Raw genomic sequence first — 14627 nt, forward strand, 5'->3', positions numbered from 1 at the left:
CCAATCGAGAACCACGAGATGATGAAAGGGGGCGGAAAGTCAGCCAAACAGCGATGTATCAGGTGTGGCGGCACACGGCTTGAACTTAAGATGTACCGTCAGCGACGCGAAAGGATAAATCCTTAAGTTACTACGTCAACTAGCGGAATGTGGGATCAAGCTGCCGACACAGAGAATTTAAGGAGAATCATAAAAGACGTCCTAGCGGGTTGGTCGTGGTGGGATGACCAGACGTGGGGCGATGCTCAGCCCAATCTTTTAGCCATCACTCAGAACATGCTGCTTAAACGAGGCTACCACGCCCCTGCGCTTCACCGCGCCGGCTCACGACTACAAGCACGACTACAAGAAGCGCTCGAGGATCATGGCGACAGCATGCGGGAACGCGCGCCACTGGTCCTTTCCGCACGACTCTTAGGGATCGTCTCACAAACAGAGGTATGTGAGCGATTAGAGCCTCTACTCGTGCCGGCAAGAGACTTTCTTTTCTTGAGCGACCACGAGGTTCACGAGCAGTGCGACTTTTGGTCGGCCGTTACCCAACTCGGTAGCGAGCCCGTACCACAGGCTCTAGGTTCTATCGCTGCCGAGTTGGGCGAGGTATTGTCCGCCGTCATGTTGGTCGCCTGGCAGCAGTACCGCCTCGATGCGGCGTCGCGGCTGCTGAGAGTGATGGCATACCTGCGGCACGATCAACTGATGATCGCCGAGGGAGCGGAGTTCATCGCCTTTCAGCAGCGTCTTGAGGGTAGCTTCGGTTTTCTGAACCCCTTGGCGCCTGGCTACGACCGTCTCCCTAGCGACCGAGACATCTGGGTCCATCTGCCGTTTACCGTTGCCGCGCTCTGGGGACTCACTGAAGTCGAAAGCAGTCTCAAACCGATTGAGATCAGGTGATAGGGATGAACATTTTAGAGGTCCGTGAGCTAAAGAAGGGCTACCGGTCGCGCGGCCAAAGCGTAGAGGCAGTGCGCGGCGTCTCCCTCGAGCTGGCCTCCGGCAACATTCTGGCGTTTTTGGGACCGAACGGGGCGGGCAAAACCACGACGATCAAGATGATTGCCGGGCTCATCGTCCCTGACAGCGGCACGGTGCGTATCGCTGGGCAAGACCCACACCGCAACCCTTGGGCGCTAAAACACGTGGGGGCGGTGCTGGAAGGCAACCGCAACGTCTACTGGCGGCTCACCCCACAAGAAAATCTCAGCTACTTCGGCATGCTCAAAGGGCTGAGCGCGGCGGAGGCAGGGCGGCGCGGTCTCGTCTTGCTCGAGCGTTTTGGGCTCGCGGACAAAGGGCGCGCTCTGGTGCAGACGCTGTCTCGCGGGATGCAGCAGAAGTTGGCGCTCGCCGTCGCCCTCATTCACCATCCCAAACTGCTCCTTTTGGACGAGCCTACCCTAGGGCTGGACGTCGAGGCGGCGGAAAACGTCAAGGCGATGATTCGCCAGGTCGCCGACGACGGGCAGGCGGTTCTCCTGACCACGCACCAGCTCGAGGTCGCCCAGAAGATTTCGGATCGCGTCGCCATCCTTCGCCAAGGCGAGGTCGTCGTCGCGGCGCCGACTCAGGAGTTGTTACAGAGGTACTCCGGCGACAGCTACACCATCCTGGTCACCGATGCGCCGGACGCGGCTCGAGCCCAGCGCCTGACCGCGGCCGGCGCGGCCGTCACCGAAACGACCATCGTCTACTCGGGCGACGCCCCAGGGCTCTACCACGTGCTCACGCTCTTGGAACCTATCCCGCTCGTCTCAGTGACGCGCGACCAAGCCGACCTGACGGCTATCTTTTTAGACCTCGTCCGGGAGAAAACTCATGCTTAAGCTGCTACACGCCGAACTGAAACGGAGTTGGACCTTGCAGTTCCGCTACTTCGGTAACACGCTTGGTAGCCTCATCAGCGTTACCATCGTCTTCTACGCGCTCTTTTTGGGCACGCGCTACATGGCAGGCCCGACCGCGCAGTTTGGCGAGCGGCTCGACGCGATTGTGGTCGGTTACATTCTGTGGGCCCTGCTGCTGACCATCATCGTCGGCGTTGCTACCGACCTACAAGACGAGGCGCAAACGGGCACGCTCGAGCAAGTCTTTCTATCACCGTTCGGACCGATAAGGGTCTTTTTGCTCAGAGCCGTCGCCAATTTGCTCTGGAACCTGGCGAGCACCTTTGCCATCTTGCTCGCCATCATGTTGCTCACGGGCGCCCGTCTCACCTTTTCCATCAGCGTATTACCGCCTTTTGCAGCAATGCTCCTGGGCGCTTATGGGATTGCCTTTATGTTCGGCGCGCTCGCGTTGCTTTTAAAACGCATGCACCAACTCGTGAATTTGTTTATGTTCGCTCTGCTCTTTGTCTTCATGACCTCCTTTGAAACCCTGCCGCAGCCGCTAGCGATCCTCGGTTATCTCCTGCCTATGGCGCCGAGCGTAAGCTTGCTGCGCGAGCTCCTAGCAAGAGACCTGGTCTCAGACCCTGTGGTATTGACAATCGCGTTTGCCAATGGTCTGATTTACTGCTTTATCGGGCTCTTGCTGTTTCGACAAGCCAGCCTTAAGATCAGAAAGTTGGGGCTGTTGGTGGGGTATTAGCCACCAAGAAGCGGCTATACCTCCAAGAGCATCCGAGACGGCTTCTCCATCACCTCCTTGATGCGCTTTAGGAAAGTGACCGCCTCGCGCCCGTCGACGATGCGGTGGTCGTAGGTGAGGGCGATATACATCATCGGCCTCACGACGACCTCACCGCTAACGGCGATGGGCCGCTCGTTGATGGCGTGCAGGCCCAAGACGCCCGACTGCGGCGGGTTGACGATGGGCGTTGACAGCAGGGAGCCGTAGACGCCGCCATTACTGATGGTGAAGGTGCCACCCGACAGTTCCTCGGGCTTGAGCTTGTTGTCACGGGCGCGGCGAGCGAAGTCGGCGATGGCCATTTCTATCTCGGCGAAGCTCATGAGCTGGGCGTCACGAAGGACCGGCACCACCAGACCCTTGCCGGAACCTACCGCGACGCCGACGTCGTAGTAGTTTTTGTAGACGATGTCGCGCCCGCGGATCTCGGCGTTGATCTGGGGGATGAGCTTAAGCGCGTCGATGGCCGCCTTGATGAAAAAGGACATGAAGCCCAGTTTGACCCCGTACTTCTCCTGGAAGGCGTCCTTGTACCCGCCGCGCAGGGCCATGACCTCGGACATGTCGATCTCGTTGAAGGTGGTCAAGAGGGCAGCGTTGGCCTGCGCCTCGACGAGCCGCTCGGCGATCTTGCGGCGCAAGGGGCTCATGGGCACGGCTTCCTCTTCGCGGCTAGAGGGTGACGGCTGCGACGGCTGCGACGGCTGCGGTTCGGGCGCCCGCACGGGCGCCTCCTCCACCACCTGCTCCTTGCCGTGGTGGAGCACGTCCTCCTTGAGCAGGCGGCCGCCGGGGCCGGTAGCCTCGACCTCGGCGGCCTGTAAGCCCCGCTCGGCGAGGAGACGCTGGGCGGCGGGCATGACCCGGGTCTCGCCGCCCTGCTGCCCGGCCGGTCTGGCCGCACTCTGGTCCTCTCCGGCATCCTCTCCAGTCTCGGCGGGAGAGGTCTTGGCGGGCGAGGCCTCGGCGGCCTCCTGGCGCTCGGCCTCGACGCCTTTCGCTTCGCTCTCTTGGGTCCCTTGCGCCTTTGGTTTAGCTTCGGGCTTGCCCGCGGCCGCGCCGCCCGCCTCGAGGTGGCCTATCACCTCGCCGACCTCGGCAGGCTCGCCGGCCCTTTTGAGGATCTTGCCGAGCACGCCCGCGCTGGGCGCGGGCACCTCGACGGTGGCCTTGTCAGTCTCGATCTCGACTAAGGGCTCGTCCTTTTCGACGCTGTCGCCCTCGGCCTTGAGCCACTGGCCGATCTCGACCTCGGTGATCGACTCGCCGACGGTGGGCACCTTCAGTTCAACGGGCATGGCTACTTCCTTTCATGACGCATTTCATGACGGCTCTGCACAGCTACTTTGCGGCTCCAAGAGGCCCCCAAAGGCTTCGCCCAGAAGCTTCGCCTGCTCGAGCTTGTGCGAGCTGGCCGAGCCCGTGGCGGGGCTGGCCGACTCGGGCCGGCTGATGCCGCTAAAGGGCAGACGGCCCCCGAGCGCGCTGCCGAACTTGACGCGCAAAAAGCGCCAGGCGCCCATGTTCTCGGGCTCCTCCTGGACCCAAAAGACCGGGGTGCCGTCCCGGTAGGGCGCGAGCGCGGCGCGCAGTTCCTCCTCGGGCAGCGGGTAGAGCTGCTCGAGCCGGAGGATCGCCACGTCGTTGCGGCCCAAGTCCTCGCGCTCCTTCTCGAGCTCGTAGTAGACCTTGCCGGTGCAGATGAGGATGCGCCGGACCCCCTCGACGGGCGCGTCTTGGGCGTCGGGGATCACCCGCTGAAAGCGGCCCTCCGCCAGCTCGCTCAAGGGCGAGACCGCGCGCGGGTGGCGCAGGAGGCTTTTGGGCGTCATCACCACCAGCGGCTTGCGCCACTTGCGCAGGACCTGGCGGCGCAGCAGGTGGAAGAGCTGCGCCGGGGTGGTCAGATTGGCGACCTGGATGTTGTCCTCGGCGGCGAGCATCAAAAAGCGCTCGAGCCTGGCCGAGGAGTGCTCGGGCCCCTGGCCCTCGAAGCCGTGGGGCAGGAGCAAGACCAGCCCCGAGAGGCGGCGCCACTTGTCCTCGGCGGAGACGATGAACTGGTCGACGATCACCTGGCCGGCGTTGACGAAGTCGCCGAACTGCGCCTCCCAGGCCACCAGGGCGTCGGGGTAGTCGAGCGAGTAGCCGTACTCGAAGCCGAGCACGCCGATCTCCGAGAGCGGGGAATTGTAGATCTCCAAGGGCGCCTGCTCCAAGTCCAGATGCTGGAGCGGCGTGTAGGGGTGACCGTCCGCGACGTCGTGCAAAACGGCGTGGCGCTGGCTGAAGGTGCCGCGCTGGGTGTCCTGGCCGGTCATGCGAATCGGGTAGCCCTCGGTGAGCAGGGTGGCGAAGGCCAGCGTCTCGCCCGCGGTCCAGTCGAGCGGGCGCTCGCCGGCGGCCATCTCGAGCCGCCCCTTGAAGCCGCGCGCGATCTTGGGGTTGGGCTTGAAGTCCTCGGGGGGGTGCGTCAGGCGCCCCAGCAGGTCGCTAAGCCGCCCCGCTTCGACGGCCGTGGCGACCTCCTCGGCCTCGCCGTCGAGCCCGCCGTGGTAGCCCTTCCAGACCCCGGCGGGCTCTTCGCGCTCGAGCCGGTAGTCGTCGCTGCGGGCCGCCGAGAGCTCACCTTCCAGGTGCTCCTTGCGCTCGACCTCGATCTTGTCGGCCTCCTCGCGGGTGATGCCGCCGAGAGAAAGCAGGTGCGCCAGATAGCCCTCGCGCACCGGCACGCGCCGGCGGATGGCCTGGTAGAGCCTGGGCTGAGTAAAGGCCGGCTCGTCGCCCTCGTTGTGGCCGTGGCGGCGGTAGCTGTACATGTCGATGACCACGTCGCGCTTGAACTCCGCCCTGAAGTCCATCGCCAATCTGACCACCTGGGCGACCGCCTCGGGGTCCTCGCCGTTGACGTGGAAGATGGGGCTCTGGAGCATCTTGGCGACGTCGGTGGCGTAGGTGGTGGAACGCCCCTCGGAGGGCGAGGTGGTGAAGCCGATCTGGTTGTTGATGACCACGTGCAGGGTGCCGCCGGTGCGGTAGCCTTCGAGCTGGCTCATGTTGAAGGTCTCCTGCAAGACGCCCTGGCCGGCAAAGGCCGCGTCGCCGTGGATGAGGAGCGCCATGCCGCGCTCGCGCTCCTTGTCGCCCACGCGGTCCTGTTTGGCGCGGACGCGGCCCAGGGCGACGGGGTTGATGAACTCGAGGTGCGAGGGGTTGAAGCACAAGGAGAGGTGGACCTGGTGGCCGCTTTCGGTGGTCCAGTCGCTCGAGTAGCCCAGGTGATACTTGACGTCGCCGCGGCCCAGGTGCAGCCTTGGATCGGGGTCCTCGAACTCCCGGAAGATCTTCTTGGGGCTCTTGCCCATGATGTTGGCCAAGACGTTCAAGCGGCCGCGGTGGGCCATGCCCAGGACGATCTCGTCGAGGCCCTGCTCGCCGGCCTTGTCGATGGCCAGGGCCAGGAGCGGAATCAGGCTCTCGGCGCCCTCGAGCGAAAAGCTCTTGGCGCCGATGAACTTGCGCTGGATAAACTGCTCGAAGATGACCGCGTCGGTCAGCAGCGAGAGGATCCTGAGCTGCTCCTGGCGGCTGAGCTCGACGCGGTTCTCGGTCGTCTCCATGCGCTCTTGCAGCCAGCGGCGCACGCCGAGGCTGTCGATGTGCATAAACTGCACGCCGACACTGCGGCAGTAGGTGTTCTTGAGGCGCTGTAAGATCTCGCCGATGGTGTGCGCGCCCTCGCCGGGAATGGTGTCGGAGGAGACGCGGCGCGCCATGTCCTCTTCGGAAAAGCCGTAAAAGGAGGGCTCGAGCTCGGGCTGTTCGGCGCGCTCCATGCCGAGGGGATCGACGGCCGCCACCATGTGGGCGCGCACCCGGTAGGCGCGCACGAGCTGGACCACCCGGTCTTGCAGCGAGGCCACCTCGCCGTTGGGGGGGACGGCCTTGGAGACGCCGCGGGCGTGGAAGAGGCTGCTCGGCGCAAAGCTCGGCCCCTGCCGGGCCCTTATAGCGCCGTTTTGCTTCGCGAGTCCTTCGAAGTAGCGATGCCACTCGGGCTCGACCCCGGCGGGGTCGTCCAGGTACTGGGCGTAGAGGGCTTCGACGAAGCCCAGGCTCATGCTGTAGGGTAGAGGGTCAGTTTTGCTCACGTTGATATCACCTTTATCACCAGCTCCGACTGCACATTGCCCGGCCGCCGTTGGGGCGGGCGTGGCTGCATAGACGCTAATCCTTATTCTACGCGTTTGCCGGGCGCGGGTTTTAGGGCAGCTTACGGTTTTATGACACAGGATTGGGACTGACAGGTTTGGGACTGGTGGTCGAGAAGTCAGCAGCCGGAGCCAAAAGGGAAGCTCAGGCCGCCTCCTGGTCTCGTCGGGCCTCGAGCAGTTCCAGCGCGATGGGGCCGAAAGGCTCCTCTTGCACGGCCCGGACTCTGCCCTCCTTGACGAGCTCGAGCATGGCCGCGAAGTGGACGCCGGCGCTGAGCCAACCCGACGGACTGAGCTCTCCCAAAAACCGTTGCTTCAGGGACGTCAGACCCTCCACAATCCCGCGCATCGCCGCGGCGAGGGTCACGCGCTCGACGGCCAATTCGAAGTAGCTTGCGGCGCGGTAGCGGCCGGCCAGCTCGGCGAGGCGCGACAGGGGCAGGCGGATGGCGGGCTCCTCGCGGGCGTAGGGGGGGCGCGGCAGCCCCACCGGCAGGACCAGGCGGCGCTCCTCGCGGCGCAGGCGCAGGAAGCGAATGGCCTCCTCGAGCTCGGCGAGCATGTCGATGCTCTCCAGGGTCTCCGCCAAGTCCGCCTCCTCTTCCGCCTCGAGCTTGGGCCGGGGCAGGAGCAGCCTCACCTTGAGCTCGATCACCCGCGCGAGCTGCGGCAGGGCCTCGCTGGCGAGCTCGAGGTCATGCGCCGAGACGCGCCCAAAGTAGCCGAGAAACTGCCGGACGAGAGCGAGCACGTCGATATCGCTGGGCGCCAGCCGCCCTGCGCGCAGCGCCCGCGCCAACTCGGCCAGGCTGCCGCTAAAGGCCTCGGCCCGGACGAGAAAACTCTCCCGAACGCCCTCTCCGGTTGCCGTCACACGGCGAGGCTAACACGGCCCCGGCGACGAGGCTGTCAGGAATTCGTCAAACGCGACTCTGCCAGTCTAATCGTCGAAGGGATCGCCGCTCTCGCTGCGCAGATGCCGGGTGTCGTTGACGCGCTCGATGACGGCGTCGCCCTCGTTGAAGAGAACGCGGCTGACGCTGCTGTGCCTGAGGTAGAAGCGCTTGCGCCAGCGCGGGTACTCGATGCCGAGAACATGGGCGAGAAGCATCTGGATCGTCCCGGAGTGCGCGACGGCGACGATGTAGCCCTCCTCCTGCAGGTCGCCGAGCCAGGCCACCACCCGCTCGCGGAGCTCGCGGTAGGACTCGCCGCCGGGCGCGGCGCGGCCGAAGGGGTCGCCGTACCAGTGCGCCCACTCGGGGTGAAGCAGGTTCTCCTCGAGCGTCCTCGCCTCGAAGACGCCGAAGTCGAGCTCCTTGAGCCGGTCGTCGAAGAGAATCTCACGCTCCGGAAAGAGCACCCGAGCGGTCTCGGCGGCGCGCCGGAGCGGGCTCGAGTACACCGCCGTGACGCCCTCGGTCTTGAGGCGCTTGGCCAGCGCCCGCGTCTGCGCCCTGCCTTCGGCCGAGAGCGGTACGTCGCTGTGTCCCTGAAAGCGGCGAGAGCTGTTCCAGGCGGTGAGGCCGTGACGGATGAGGGTGAGCTGACGCATAGACCGAGGGCGAGTCTAACAGGTCCGGCCGCGCCTTTGGTCATGGCGGCAATCCGGTCGCGTGTTTAGGACACGCTCACCTGGCGGAGAGCATGTCGGCATATTTCGTGCCCATGAGGGCCGCTGTCACCTCATCGTAGTTGCCAATCATGTCGGCGAGCTTGTCCTTGCCGATTTTAGCCAGGCGTGTCTTGACGGTTGTTGGCGAGAGGTCCAGATACTCAAACACCCGGTTGGCGGTGCGTTGATGGTTTTCCGGTGTCAGCAGATCCTCTTCGTAGACAAGCGAGAGGTGTGGGGTAGCGCTCAGGAGCTGCTGGGCCTCTTGCAGCTCGCGCTCACGCCCCTCGAGACGGCGAATCAAATCCTTCGGATCGACGTGCAGCTTGTTCAGTTTTAGTGGACCTTGGCTTGGATCATGCTGGAAGGCCTTTGGATGCCCCAGTGCCTGGCGATGCTCGAGCACCATAATGGAGAGGGCCTGGCGCAAGATGTTTTGCCGCTTGAGATACATGATTTTCCAGCCACCCCGGTAAAGGTCGCTCATAAAGCGTTGCGAGTTTTTGAGCTTTTGTTTCGTGCGGAGCTGCCACGTCGTCATCTTGCAGCCATAGACGGGCTTTTGCGCTTGGATGCTGCGTGCCTCCAGATATCTGCTAGGTAGGAAAAGCTTGGTATCGGTGTTGAAGACTTCGCCCTCGCAGTATATCTGGGGGTGGGAATTCAGCAGGTCGTTGAGCAGCGTTGAGCCCGATCGGGGGTGCATGAGGATGACGAAGCGTCCCTTGACCTTCGAAGGTCGCAGCAGGTGGTGGTATACGAGGTATTTTTTGAAAGTTTTTTTGAGAGTCGACTTTGATTGCGTTGCGGTGAGATGTCCCATAGCATTCCTCCAACCACCTAGGTCACGTGTCAGGCTGAACCCAGGCCGGCGTGCTGCTGAGCAGCAGAACGTACTTGGCGTCGATCAGGACGCGGACGACTTCGTCCTAGTTGTTAATCGTACCGGCGAGTCAGTTTGCCCTTGCTCCAGCTGCGAACCCTGACCCCACTTTCCTCTCTGCAAGCCAATATAACTAACACCAATACTATAACGCTTCGCTCAACGATCTGCGTTGGTGCTTCTTATTCTACACATGGGTCATGGAACACGACCTAGATGTACGAACAGAACGGGTAGACGATCCTTGGGGCCCCAAGGACTACTGGTGCGGAAGATGAAAGCGTGCCGATCCCGAGCACCCCTTCTTCGAGCTCGAGCCGACCCCGGACTGAGCGGAACTTTGTCAGCGAGCCCCTAGAGCCGGGCGCCGTACCGGCTTAGAGTCGGCTCATGACCAACGACAGCATTCAAGGCAACAGCATCGAGGGAAAAGTGGCCCTCATCACCGGCGGCAGCAAGGGCATCGGTTACGGCATTGCTAGGGAGATCGTCCGTTTGGGCGGTCACACGACGATCACCGCGCGCAGCGAGGACGAGGTCGAGGCGGCGGCGCGGGAGCTGAGCAGCATGGGGCCGGGCCGCGCTCTGGGGCTCAAGGTGGACGTGCGCGACTTCAGCGCGCAGCAAGAGGCGGTCAGGCGGACGGTCGAAGCCTTTGGCAAGCTCGACGTGCTCGTCGCCAACGCGGGGCTGGGCCGCTTCGCGCCGGTCGACGAACTGACGCTGGAAGCGTGGCACGACACCATCGACACCAACCTGACCGGGGTCTTCTACAGCATCAAGGCGGCGGTGGACGAACTCAAGAGGGCGCAGGGCTACATCATCACCATCTCGAGCCTGGCCGGCCGCAACCCCATCAAGGGCGGCAGCGCCTACAACGCCAGCAAGTTCGGCGTGACCGGCTTCAGCGAGGCGGTCATGCTCGACTTGCGCGAGGACGGCGTCAAGGTCTCGACCATCATGCCCGGTTCGGTGGCGACGCATTTCAACGACCACCAGCCCGGCGAGGCCGACAGCTGGAAGATCCAGATCGAGGACATCGGCAAGCTGGTCACCGACCTGCTCAGCATGCACCCGCGCACCCTGCCCAGCAAGGTCGAGGTGCGGCCGAGCCGGCCGCCGCAGGGCTAAGAGGCGGGCTGACGAGGCGCGCGCACGGTCTCCACGATGGTCCTAAGGGCCCGGTAGCCCTCGGTGAGGCGCGGCCCAGGACGGCCCAGATACGCCTCGGGGACGCAAAAGATCTGACCTCTCGTGACCGCCTTGAGACCCTGCCAGGCCGGTTTCCGGTAGACCACGTCGGGCCGGTACTTGGCCGGATCGACGCCGCACCAGGCGAGCACGATGGCGTCGGGGTCGAGCTGCGCCACCTCCTCGTCGCTTAGGGGCACGCTCTTTCCGGGCCGCTCGCCGAGTGGATTGACGCCGCCCGCCGCCTCGAGCAGGCCGCTCACCCAGGAGTCCCGGCAGGGCGCGATCACCGGCTTCGGCCACCACTGGACGAGCAGCGAGGGCCGCTCGGCCGCCGACGCGGGCGCGAGTTGCCGCCTCATGTCCGCGACCACGGCCTCACCTCGCGCCGCCACGCCGAGCGCCCCGGCGATCTCTCGGACGCTGCCGTAGACGTCCCCCAGGCTGACCGGCTCCGGCGCCAGGAAGGGCAGGCAGGCCTTCTCGAGCCCCGCTATGACGCGCTCGTGCCCCGGCACCGTCAGGGTCGCCAGGACGAGGTCGGGCTCTAGGGCCGCTACCTTGTCAAGGTCAATGTCCAAATCCGGGCCGACTCGTGGCACGTTCTTGAGGCTCGCGGCGGGAAAGTCCGAGTGGTCGTCTACGCCGACGAGCCCGTCCAAAGAGCCGAGCGCCCAGAGGATCTCGGTGTTGGAACAGGCCAGCGAGACAAGTCTCATATGAGCATCCTACCGCAAGGGATCCTCGAGGAAGGGGCCCATCACCACCATGCTTCATCGTACAACGCAGCGGCTCAAGGTCGCTGGTCGCCGTCCGCTTCCCCGCCGACCATGCGCGCGTCTACGGTGAGGACGTAGCCCACGCGGCGCTCGGCCCGCGCGGCCTCCCCCTCCTCGGCTTCGGCACCCGGGTCGGCGCCCTGGGTGATGGCCGCCGCAGCCACCGGCCTGACGGCTCGCAAGATCCCGGTCTCGGCAGGCGCCTGTCGCAGGGGCCGGGCGACCGCTTGCGCCGGGGTGGGCCGGATGACCCCGGTGTCTGTAGCGGTGTCTGTAGCGATTTCTCCGGCAGGCGCAGGCGTCCCGTCCGGCGCGTCCTCCGTCATGATGGCGTCCGCCGCGCTTTCACCCTCTTCGATGGCAAAGAGGGTATAGACGTGCCCGGCGCGGATCTCGACGCCGTCAAGCGCCAAGGCGACCTCATCCCCGCCGGCCGCACGGGCGTCCAAGTCGTAATCGCCCGCCGCCACGAAAAAGTACTCGCTCACCTGGGCGAAGTCCAGCCCCTCGACGAGCAGGTCGCCGCCCCGCACCGCCAGGTCGACGGCCCCGGCGCCCGGCAAGGCGTGCAGGACGCGCAGGCTGGCGCCGTTCGCGGGCGGAAAGGGGCGTAGGTTGTCCCGGTAGACGCGCGCCTCGAGGCTCTCCTCGTAGCCGACGGCGGCGATGGTGTAGTAGGCGCCCGCCTCGACCTCGAGCGTCGCGTCGATGAGCGGGTCGTCACCGCTGGTGATGCGAATCACCAGGCTGCCCGAGGGCACCACCTGGTAGTCGGTCACGTCGCGGAAGGCAAGGCCGCCAAAGGGATCGCTGTCGGCGATGGTCACGTTCATCTCGGCCGCGTCGGGCGAGAGATGGGCGACACGCAGGGCCGCCCCTTCGCCGGGAGGGATGTCGAACTCGGGCGCCTCTTGGGAGACCGAGACATTAAAGGCGTAGAGGGCCGATAAGACCAAGAGAAGCTTCTTCATGGCGTTCCTCCAACCCCAGGATATGAAAGCGCGACCCAGGGGAACTTTGTGCAGCTTACCGTCGAAAAGGCTAGTCGAAGCTGAAGGCCAAATGCTACCGTGCAGCTCAACAGTACGAGTTATCCTCACCGGACTAGCCGTTAACGACGGCCGCCGTCGCGTTCCGCGCGTTTTTGCCAGGGCTCATCGGCGACGCCGGCGCGGCGGTTGGCCAGCCGCGCCAGGACGAAGAGCAGGTCCGAGAGACGGTTCAGGTAGACCGTCGCCTGAGGGTTGACCACCTCCTCTCTAGCCAGGCGCACGGTCGCGCGTTCGGCGCGGCGCGCGACCGTGCGGGCGAGGTGAAGCGCGGCCGCGGCCGGATGGCCGCCGGGCAGGATGAAATGACGCAAGGGCTCGAGCTCGGTCTCGAAGCGGTCGATCTGCCCCTCGAGCAGAGCGACGTCCCCCTCGCGGACGCGGTCGATGTTCTTGCCGTAGCTCGAGTCCTGCGGCGTGGCCAGGTCGGCGCCCAAATCGAAGAGCGCGCTCTGAAGCCTATCCAGCAGGGCGTCCAGCCCTTCGCCGCCCGCGAGGCCCCCGAGTTGAGCTCGAGCCAGGCCCAGGGCCGCGTTGGCCTCGTCGACCGTGCCGTAGGCCTCGAGGCGCAAGGCGTCCTTGGCCACGCGGCTGCCCCCGTAGAGCGCGGTGGTGCCGTCGTCGCCGGTCTTGGTGTAGATCTTCATGGCCCACGATACCTCATGGAGCAGCCTCGAGGCTTTCCTTCCGACCCCCGACCCCTGCCCAACTGTATTGACGCGCCCAAGCGTTCGCGCTCGCGCCACCCTATAGTGAGATAGTGAGGGCTATGGGGAAGATCATCGTGATCGGCAGCGGTTTCGGGGGCTTGGGCGCGGCGATCCGGCTCGCCGCCAGGGGCCACGAGGTGGAGATTTTCGAGGGGCGCGACAAGCTCGGCGGCCGCGCCTACGTCTACGAACAGAACGGCTTTAGGTTTGACGGCGGGCCGACCATCATCACCGCGCCCTTCATGTTCGACGAACTCTTCGCTCTAGCGGGCAAACGCCGCCAGGACTACGTCGAGTTCGTGCCTTGCCACCCCTTCTACCGTATCTTCGACGCTGACGGGCGGCACTTCGACTACAGCGACGACGAGGCCTTTACCCTGAGCGAGATCGAACGCTGGAACCCGGCCGACAAGGAGGGCTACCGCCGCTTCGTAAAGAGCACCAAGGCGATCTTCGACAAGGGCTTCGTCGAGCTCGCCGACAAGCCCTTCCTGACGGTCGGCGACATGCTCAGGGTCGCCCCCGACCTGCTGCGGCTGGGCTCTTACAGAAGCGTCTACGGCTACGTCAAGGGCTTCATCAAGGACGACTTCTTGCGCCAGTGCTTCTCCTTTCACCCGCTCCTGGTCGGCGGCAACCCCTTCGACACCACCTCGATCTACGCGCTCATCCACTACCTCGAGCGCGAGTGGGGGGTGCACTACGCCATGGGCGGCACGGGCGCGCTCGTCGCGGCCCTGGGCGAACTCTTTGCCGAACTCGGTGGCAAGCTCAGGCTGAACAGCGAGGTGAGCGAGATCATGGTCAGGGGCCGGCGGGTGACGGGCGTCAGGCTGAAGGACGGCCACGCCCACGCCTGCGACGCCGTCGTCTCCAACGCCGACGCCGCTTTTACCTACTTGAACCTCATCCCCGCCCGCCACCGGCGCAAGAACAGCGACAGGAAGCTCGAGCGCCTGAACTACGCCATGTCGCTCTTCGTCATCTACTTCGGGACCAAGCGGCGCTATACGAACACCCGGCTCAAGCACCACAACATCATCCTGGGGCCGCGCTACCAGGGGCTCCTGAACGACATCTTCAACCGCAAGCGGCTGGCCGAGGACTTTTCCCTCTACCTGCACATGCCCACCATCACCGATCCGACCATCGCGCCTGAGGGCTGCGAGTCGTTTTACGTGCTCTCGCCCGTGCCGCACCTGGGTTCGGGTACGGACTGGCGCGAGGCGGCAAAGCCCTACCGCGACGCCATCATGCGGTTCCTGGAGGACAACTACCTGCCCGACCTGCAGGAGAACATCGTCGCCGAGCACTACATCGACCCGCTGCACTTCAGGGACACGCTCAACTCCTACCTGGGCTCGGCCTTCTCGGTGCAGCCGCTGCTGACGCAGTCGGCCTGGTTTCGGCCCCACAACCGCTCGGAGGACTTCGACAACCTCTACCTGGTGGGCGCGGGCACCCACCCCGGCGCCGGCCTGCCCGGCGTGCTCTCCTCGGCAAAGATCGCCGATAAGCTCATCGGCCCGGCCTAGCCGGACGCGGGCAGCTC

General features: G+C 64.9%; 13 protein-coding genes. 5 read left to right on the forward strand and 8 right to left on the reverse strand.

Annotated elements, in window-relative coordinates:
- The first annotated feature begins 147 nt into the window (after positions 1–147).
- From M3498_18005 to M3498_18015, 3 genes are read left to right on the forward strand one after another with little or no spacing between them, the layout of a single operon-like run.
- A complete protein-coding gene (locus M3498_18005) occupies positions 148–897 on the forward strand; it encodes a hypothetical protein (GenBank protein MDQ3461161.1) in 750 nt (249 codons plus the stop codon).
- Between the two features lie 5 nt (positions 898–902).
- Complete coding sequence (locus M3498_18010; GenBank protein MDQ3461162.1) at positions 903–1826, forward strand: ABC transporter ATP-binding protein; 924 nt, start codon at positions 903–905, stop codon at positions 1824–1826.
- Positions 1819–2592 (forward strand): ABC transporter permease, encoded by a 774-nt coding sequence (locus tag M3498_18015; GenBank protein MDQ3461163.1) that lies wholly within the window; start codon positions 1819–1821, stop codon positions 2590–2592. Before M3498_18010 ends, M3498_18015 begins: the two co-directional genes overlap by 8 nt.
- Positions 2593–2606: 14 nt before the next feature.
- Here M3498_18015 and odhB read toward each other — a convergent pair whose 3' ends face one another.
- The 5 genes from odhB to M3498_18040 all read right to left on the reverse strand — a co-directional run bounded on the left by odhB (position 2607) and on the right by M3498_18040 (position 9286).
- On the reverse strand, positions 2607–3932 hold the full coding sequence (gene odhB, locus M3498_18020) for a 2-oxoglutarate dehydrogenase complex dihydrolipoyllysine-residue succinyltransferase (protein MDQ3461164.1): 1326 nt from the start codon (positions 3930–3932) through the stop codon (positions 2607–2609).
- A gap of 24 nt (positions 3933–3956) precedes the next feature.
- Positions 3957–6755, reverse strand: coding sequence for a 2-oxoglutarate dehydrogenase E1 component (locus tag M3498_18025; GenBank protein ID MDQ3461165.1), 2799 nt, complete (start codon positions 6753–6755; stop codon positions 3957–3959).
- Between the two features lie 235 nt (positions 6756–6990).
- Positions 6991–7722, reverse strand: a complete 732-nt coding sequence (locus M3498_18030) for a segregation/condensation protein A (protein ID MDQ3461166.1) — start codon at positions 7720–7722, stop codon at positions 6991–6993.
- Between the two features lie 66 nt (positions 7723–7788).
- The gene (locus M3498_18035) at positions 7789–8403 is read right to left on the reverse strand and encodes a histidine phosphatase family protein (protein ID MDQ3461167.1); all 615 of its coding nucleotides are present in this window, start codon (positions 8401–8403) and stop codon (positions 7789–7791) included.
- Between the two features lie 76 nt (positions 8404–8479).
- Positions 8480–9286 (reverse strand): sulfotransferase, encoded by an 807-nt coding sequence (locus M3498_18040; protein ID MDQ3461168.1) that lies wholly within the window; start codon positions 9284–9286, stop codon positions 8480–8482.
- Positions 9287–9736: 450 nt separating this feature from the next.
- On the opposite strand from M3498_18040, the gene M3498_18045 reads away from it, so the two are divergent.
- Complete coding sequence (locus tag M3498_18045; protein MDQ3461169.1) at positions 9737–10477, forward strand: SDR family oxidoreductase; 741 nt, start codon at positions 9737–9739, stop codon at positions 10475–10477.
- Here the strand turns inward: M3498_18045 and M3498_18050 are convergent.
- The 3 genes from M3498_18050 to M3498_18060 all read right to left on the reverse strand — a co-directional run bounded on the left by M3498_18050 (position 10474) and on the right by M3498_18060 (position 13012).
- Positions 10474–11256 (reverse strand): ABC transporter substrate-binding protein, encoded by a 783-nt coding sequence (locus M3498_18050; GenBank protein ID MDQ3461170.1) that lies wholly within the window; start codon positions 11254–11256, stop codon positions 10474–10476. The two genes, M3498_18045 and M3498_18050, sit on opposite strands and share 4 nt — an antisense overlap.
- Before the next feature lie 74 nt (positions 11257–11330).
- A complete protein-coding gene (locus M3498_18055; GenBank protein MDQ3461171.1) occupies positions 11331–12287 on the reverse strand; it encodes a DUF4397 domain-containing protein in 957 nt (318 codons plus the stop codon).
- Positions 12288–12427: 140 nt separating this feature from the next.
- Positions 12428–13012, reverse strand: a complete 585-nt coding sequence (locus M3498_18060; GenBank protein ID MDQ3461172.1) for a cob(I)yrinic acid a,c-diamide adenosyltransferase — start codon at positions 13010–13012, stop codon at positions 12428–12430.
- Between the two features lie 122 nt (positions 13013–13134).
- On the opposite strand from M3498_18060, the gene M3498_18065 reads away from it, so the two are divergent.
- Positions 13135–14610: a phytoene desaturase gene (locus tag M3498_18065; GenBank protein MDQ3461173.1), complete on the forward strand. Its 1476-nt coding sequence runs from the start codon at positions 13135–13137 to the stop codon at positions 14608–14610.
- The last annotated feature ends 17 nt before the right edge of the window (positions 14611–14627 follow it).

Source organism: Deinococcota bacterium, from assembly GCA_030858465.1.
Taxonomy (GTDB): domain Bacteria; phylum Deinococcota; class Deinococci; order Deinococcales; family Trueperaceae; genus JALZLY01.

Bases quoted from the DNA above. Each gene is read 5' to 3' on its own strand.
- M3498_18010 (MDQ3461162.1), top strand. From the start codon at position 903: ATGAACATTTTAGAGGTCCGTGAGCTAAAGAAGGGCTACCGGTCGCGC.
- M3498_18045 (MDQ3461169.1), top strand. From the start codon at position 9,737: ATGACCAACGACAGCATTCAAGGCAACAGCATCGAGGGAAAAGTGGCC.
- M3498_18005 (MDQ3461161.1), top strand. From the start codon at position 148: ATGTGGGATCAAGCTGCCGACACAGAGAATTTAAGGAGAATCATAAAA.
- M3498_18040 (MDQ3461168.1), bottom strand. From the start codon at position 9,286: ATGGGACATCTCACCGCAACGCAATCAAAGTCGACTCTCAAAAAAACT.
- M3498_18050 (MDQ3461170.1), bottom strand. From the start codon at position 11,256: ATGAGACTTGTCTCGCTGGCCTGTTCCAACACCGAGATCCTCTGGGCG.
- M3498_18015 (MDQ3461163.1), top strand. From the start codon at position 1,819: ATGCTTAAGCTGCTACACGCCGAACTGAAACGGAGTTGGACCTTGCAG.
- M3498_18060 (MDQ3461172.1), bottom strand. From the start codon at position 13,012: ATGAAGATCTACACCAAGACCGGCGACGACGGCACCACCGCGCTCTAC.
- odhB (MDQ3461164.1), bottom strand. From the start codon at position 3,932: ATGCCCGTTGAACTGAAGGTGCCCACCGTCGGCGAGTCGATCACCGAG.
- M3498_18035 (MDQ3461167.1), bottom strand. From the start codon at position 8,403: ATGCGTCAGCTCACCCTCATCCGTCACGGCCTCACCGCCTGGAACAGC.
- M3498_18055 (MDQ3461171.1), bottom strand. From the start codon at position 12,287: ATGAAGAAGCTTCTCTTGGTCTTATCGGCCCTCTACGCCTTTAATGTC.
- M3498_18025 (MDQ3461165.1), bottom strand. From the start codon at position 6,755: ATGAGCCTGGGCTTCGTCGAAGCCCTCTACGCCCAGTACCTGGACGAC.
- M3498_18065 (MDQ3461173.1), top strand. From the start codon at position 13,135: ATGGGGAAGATCATCGTGATCGGCAGCGGTTTCGGGGGCTTGGGCGCG.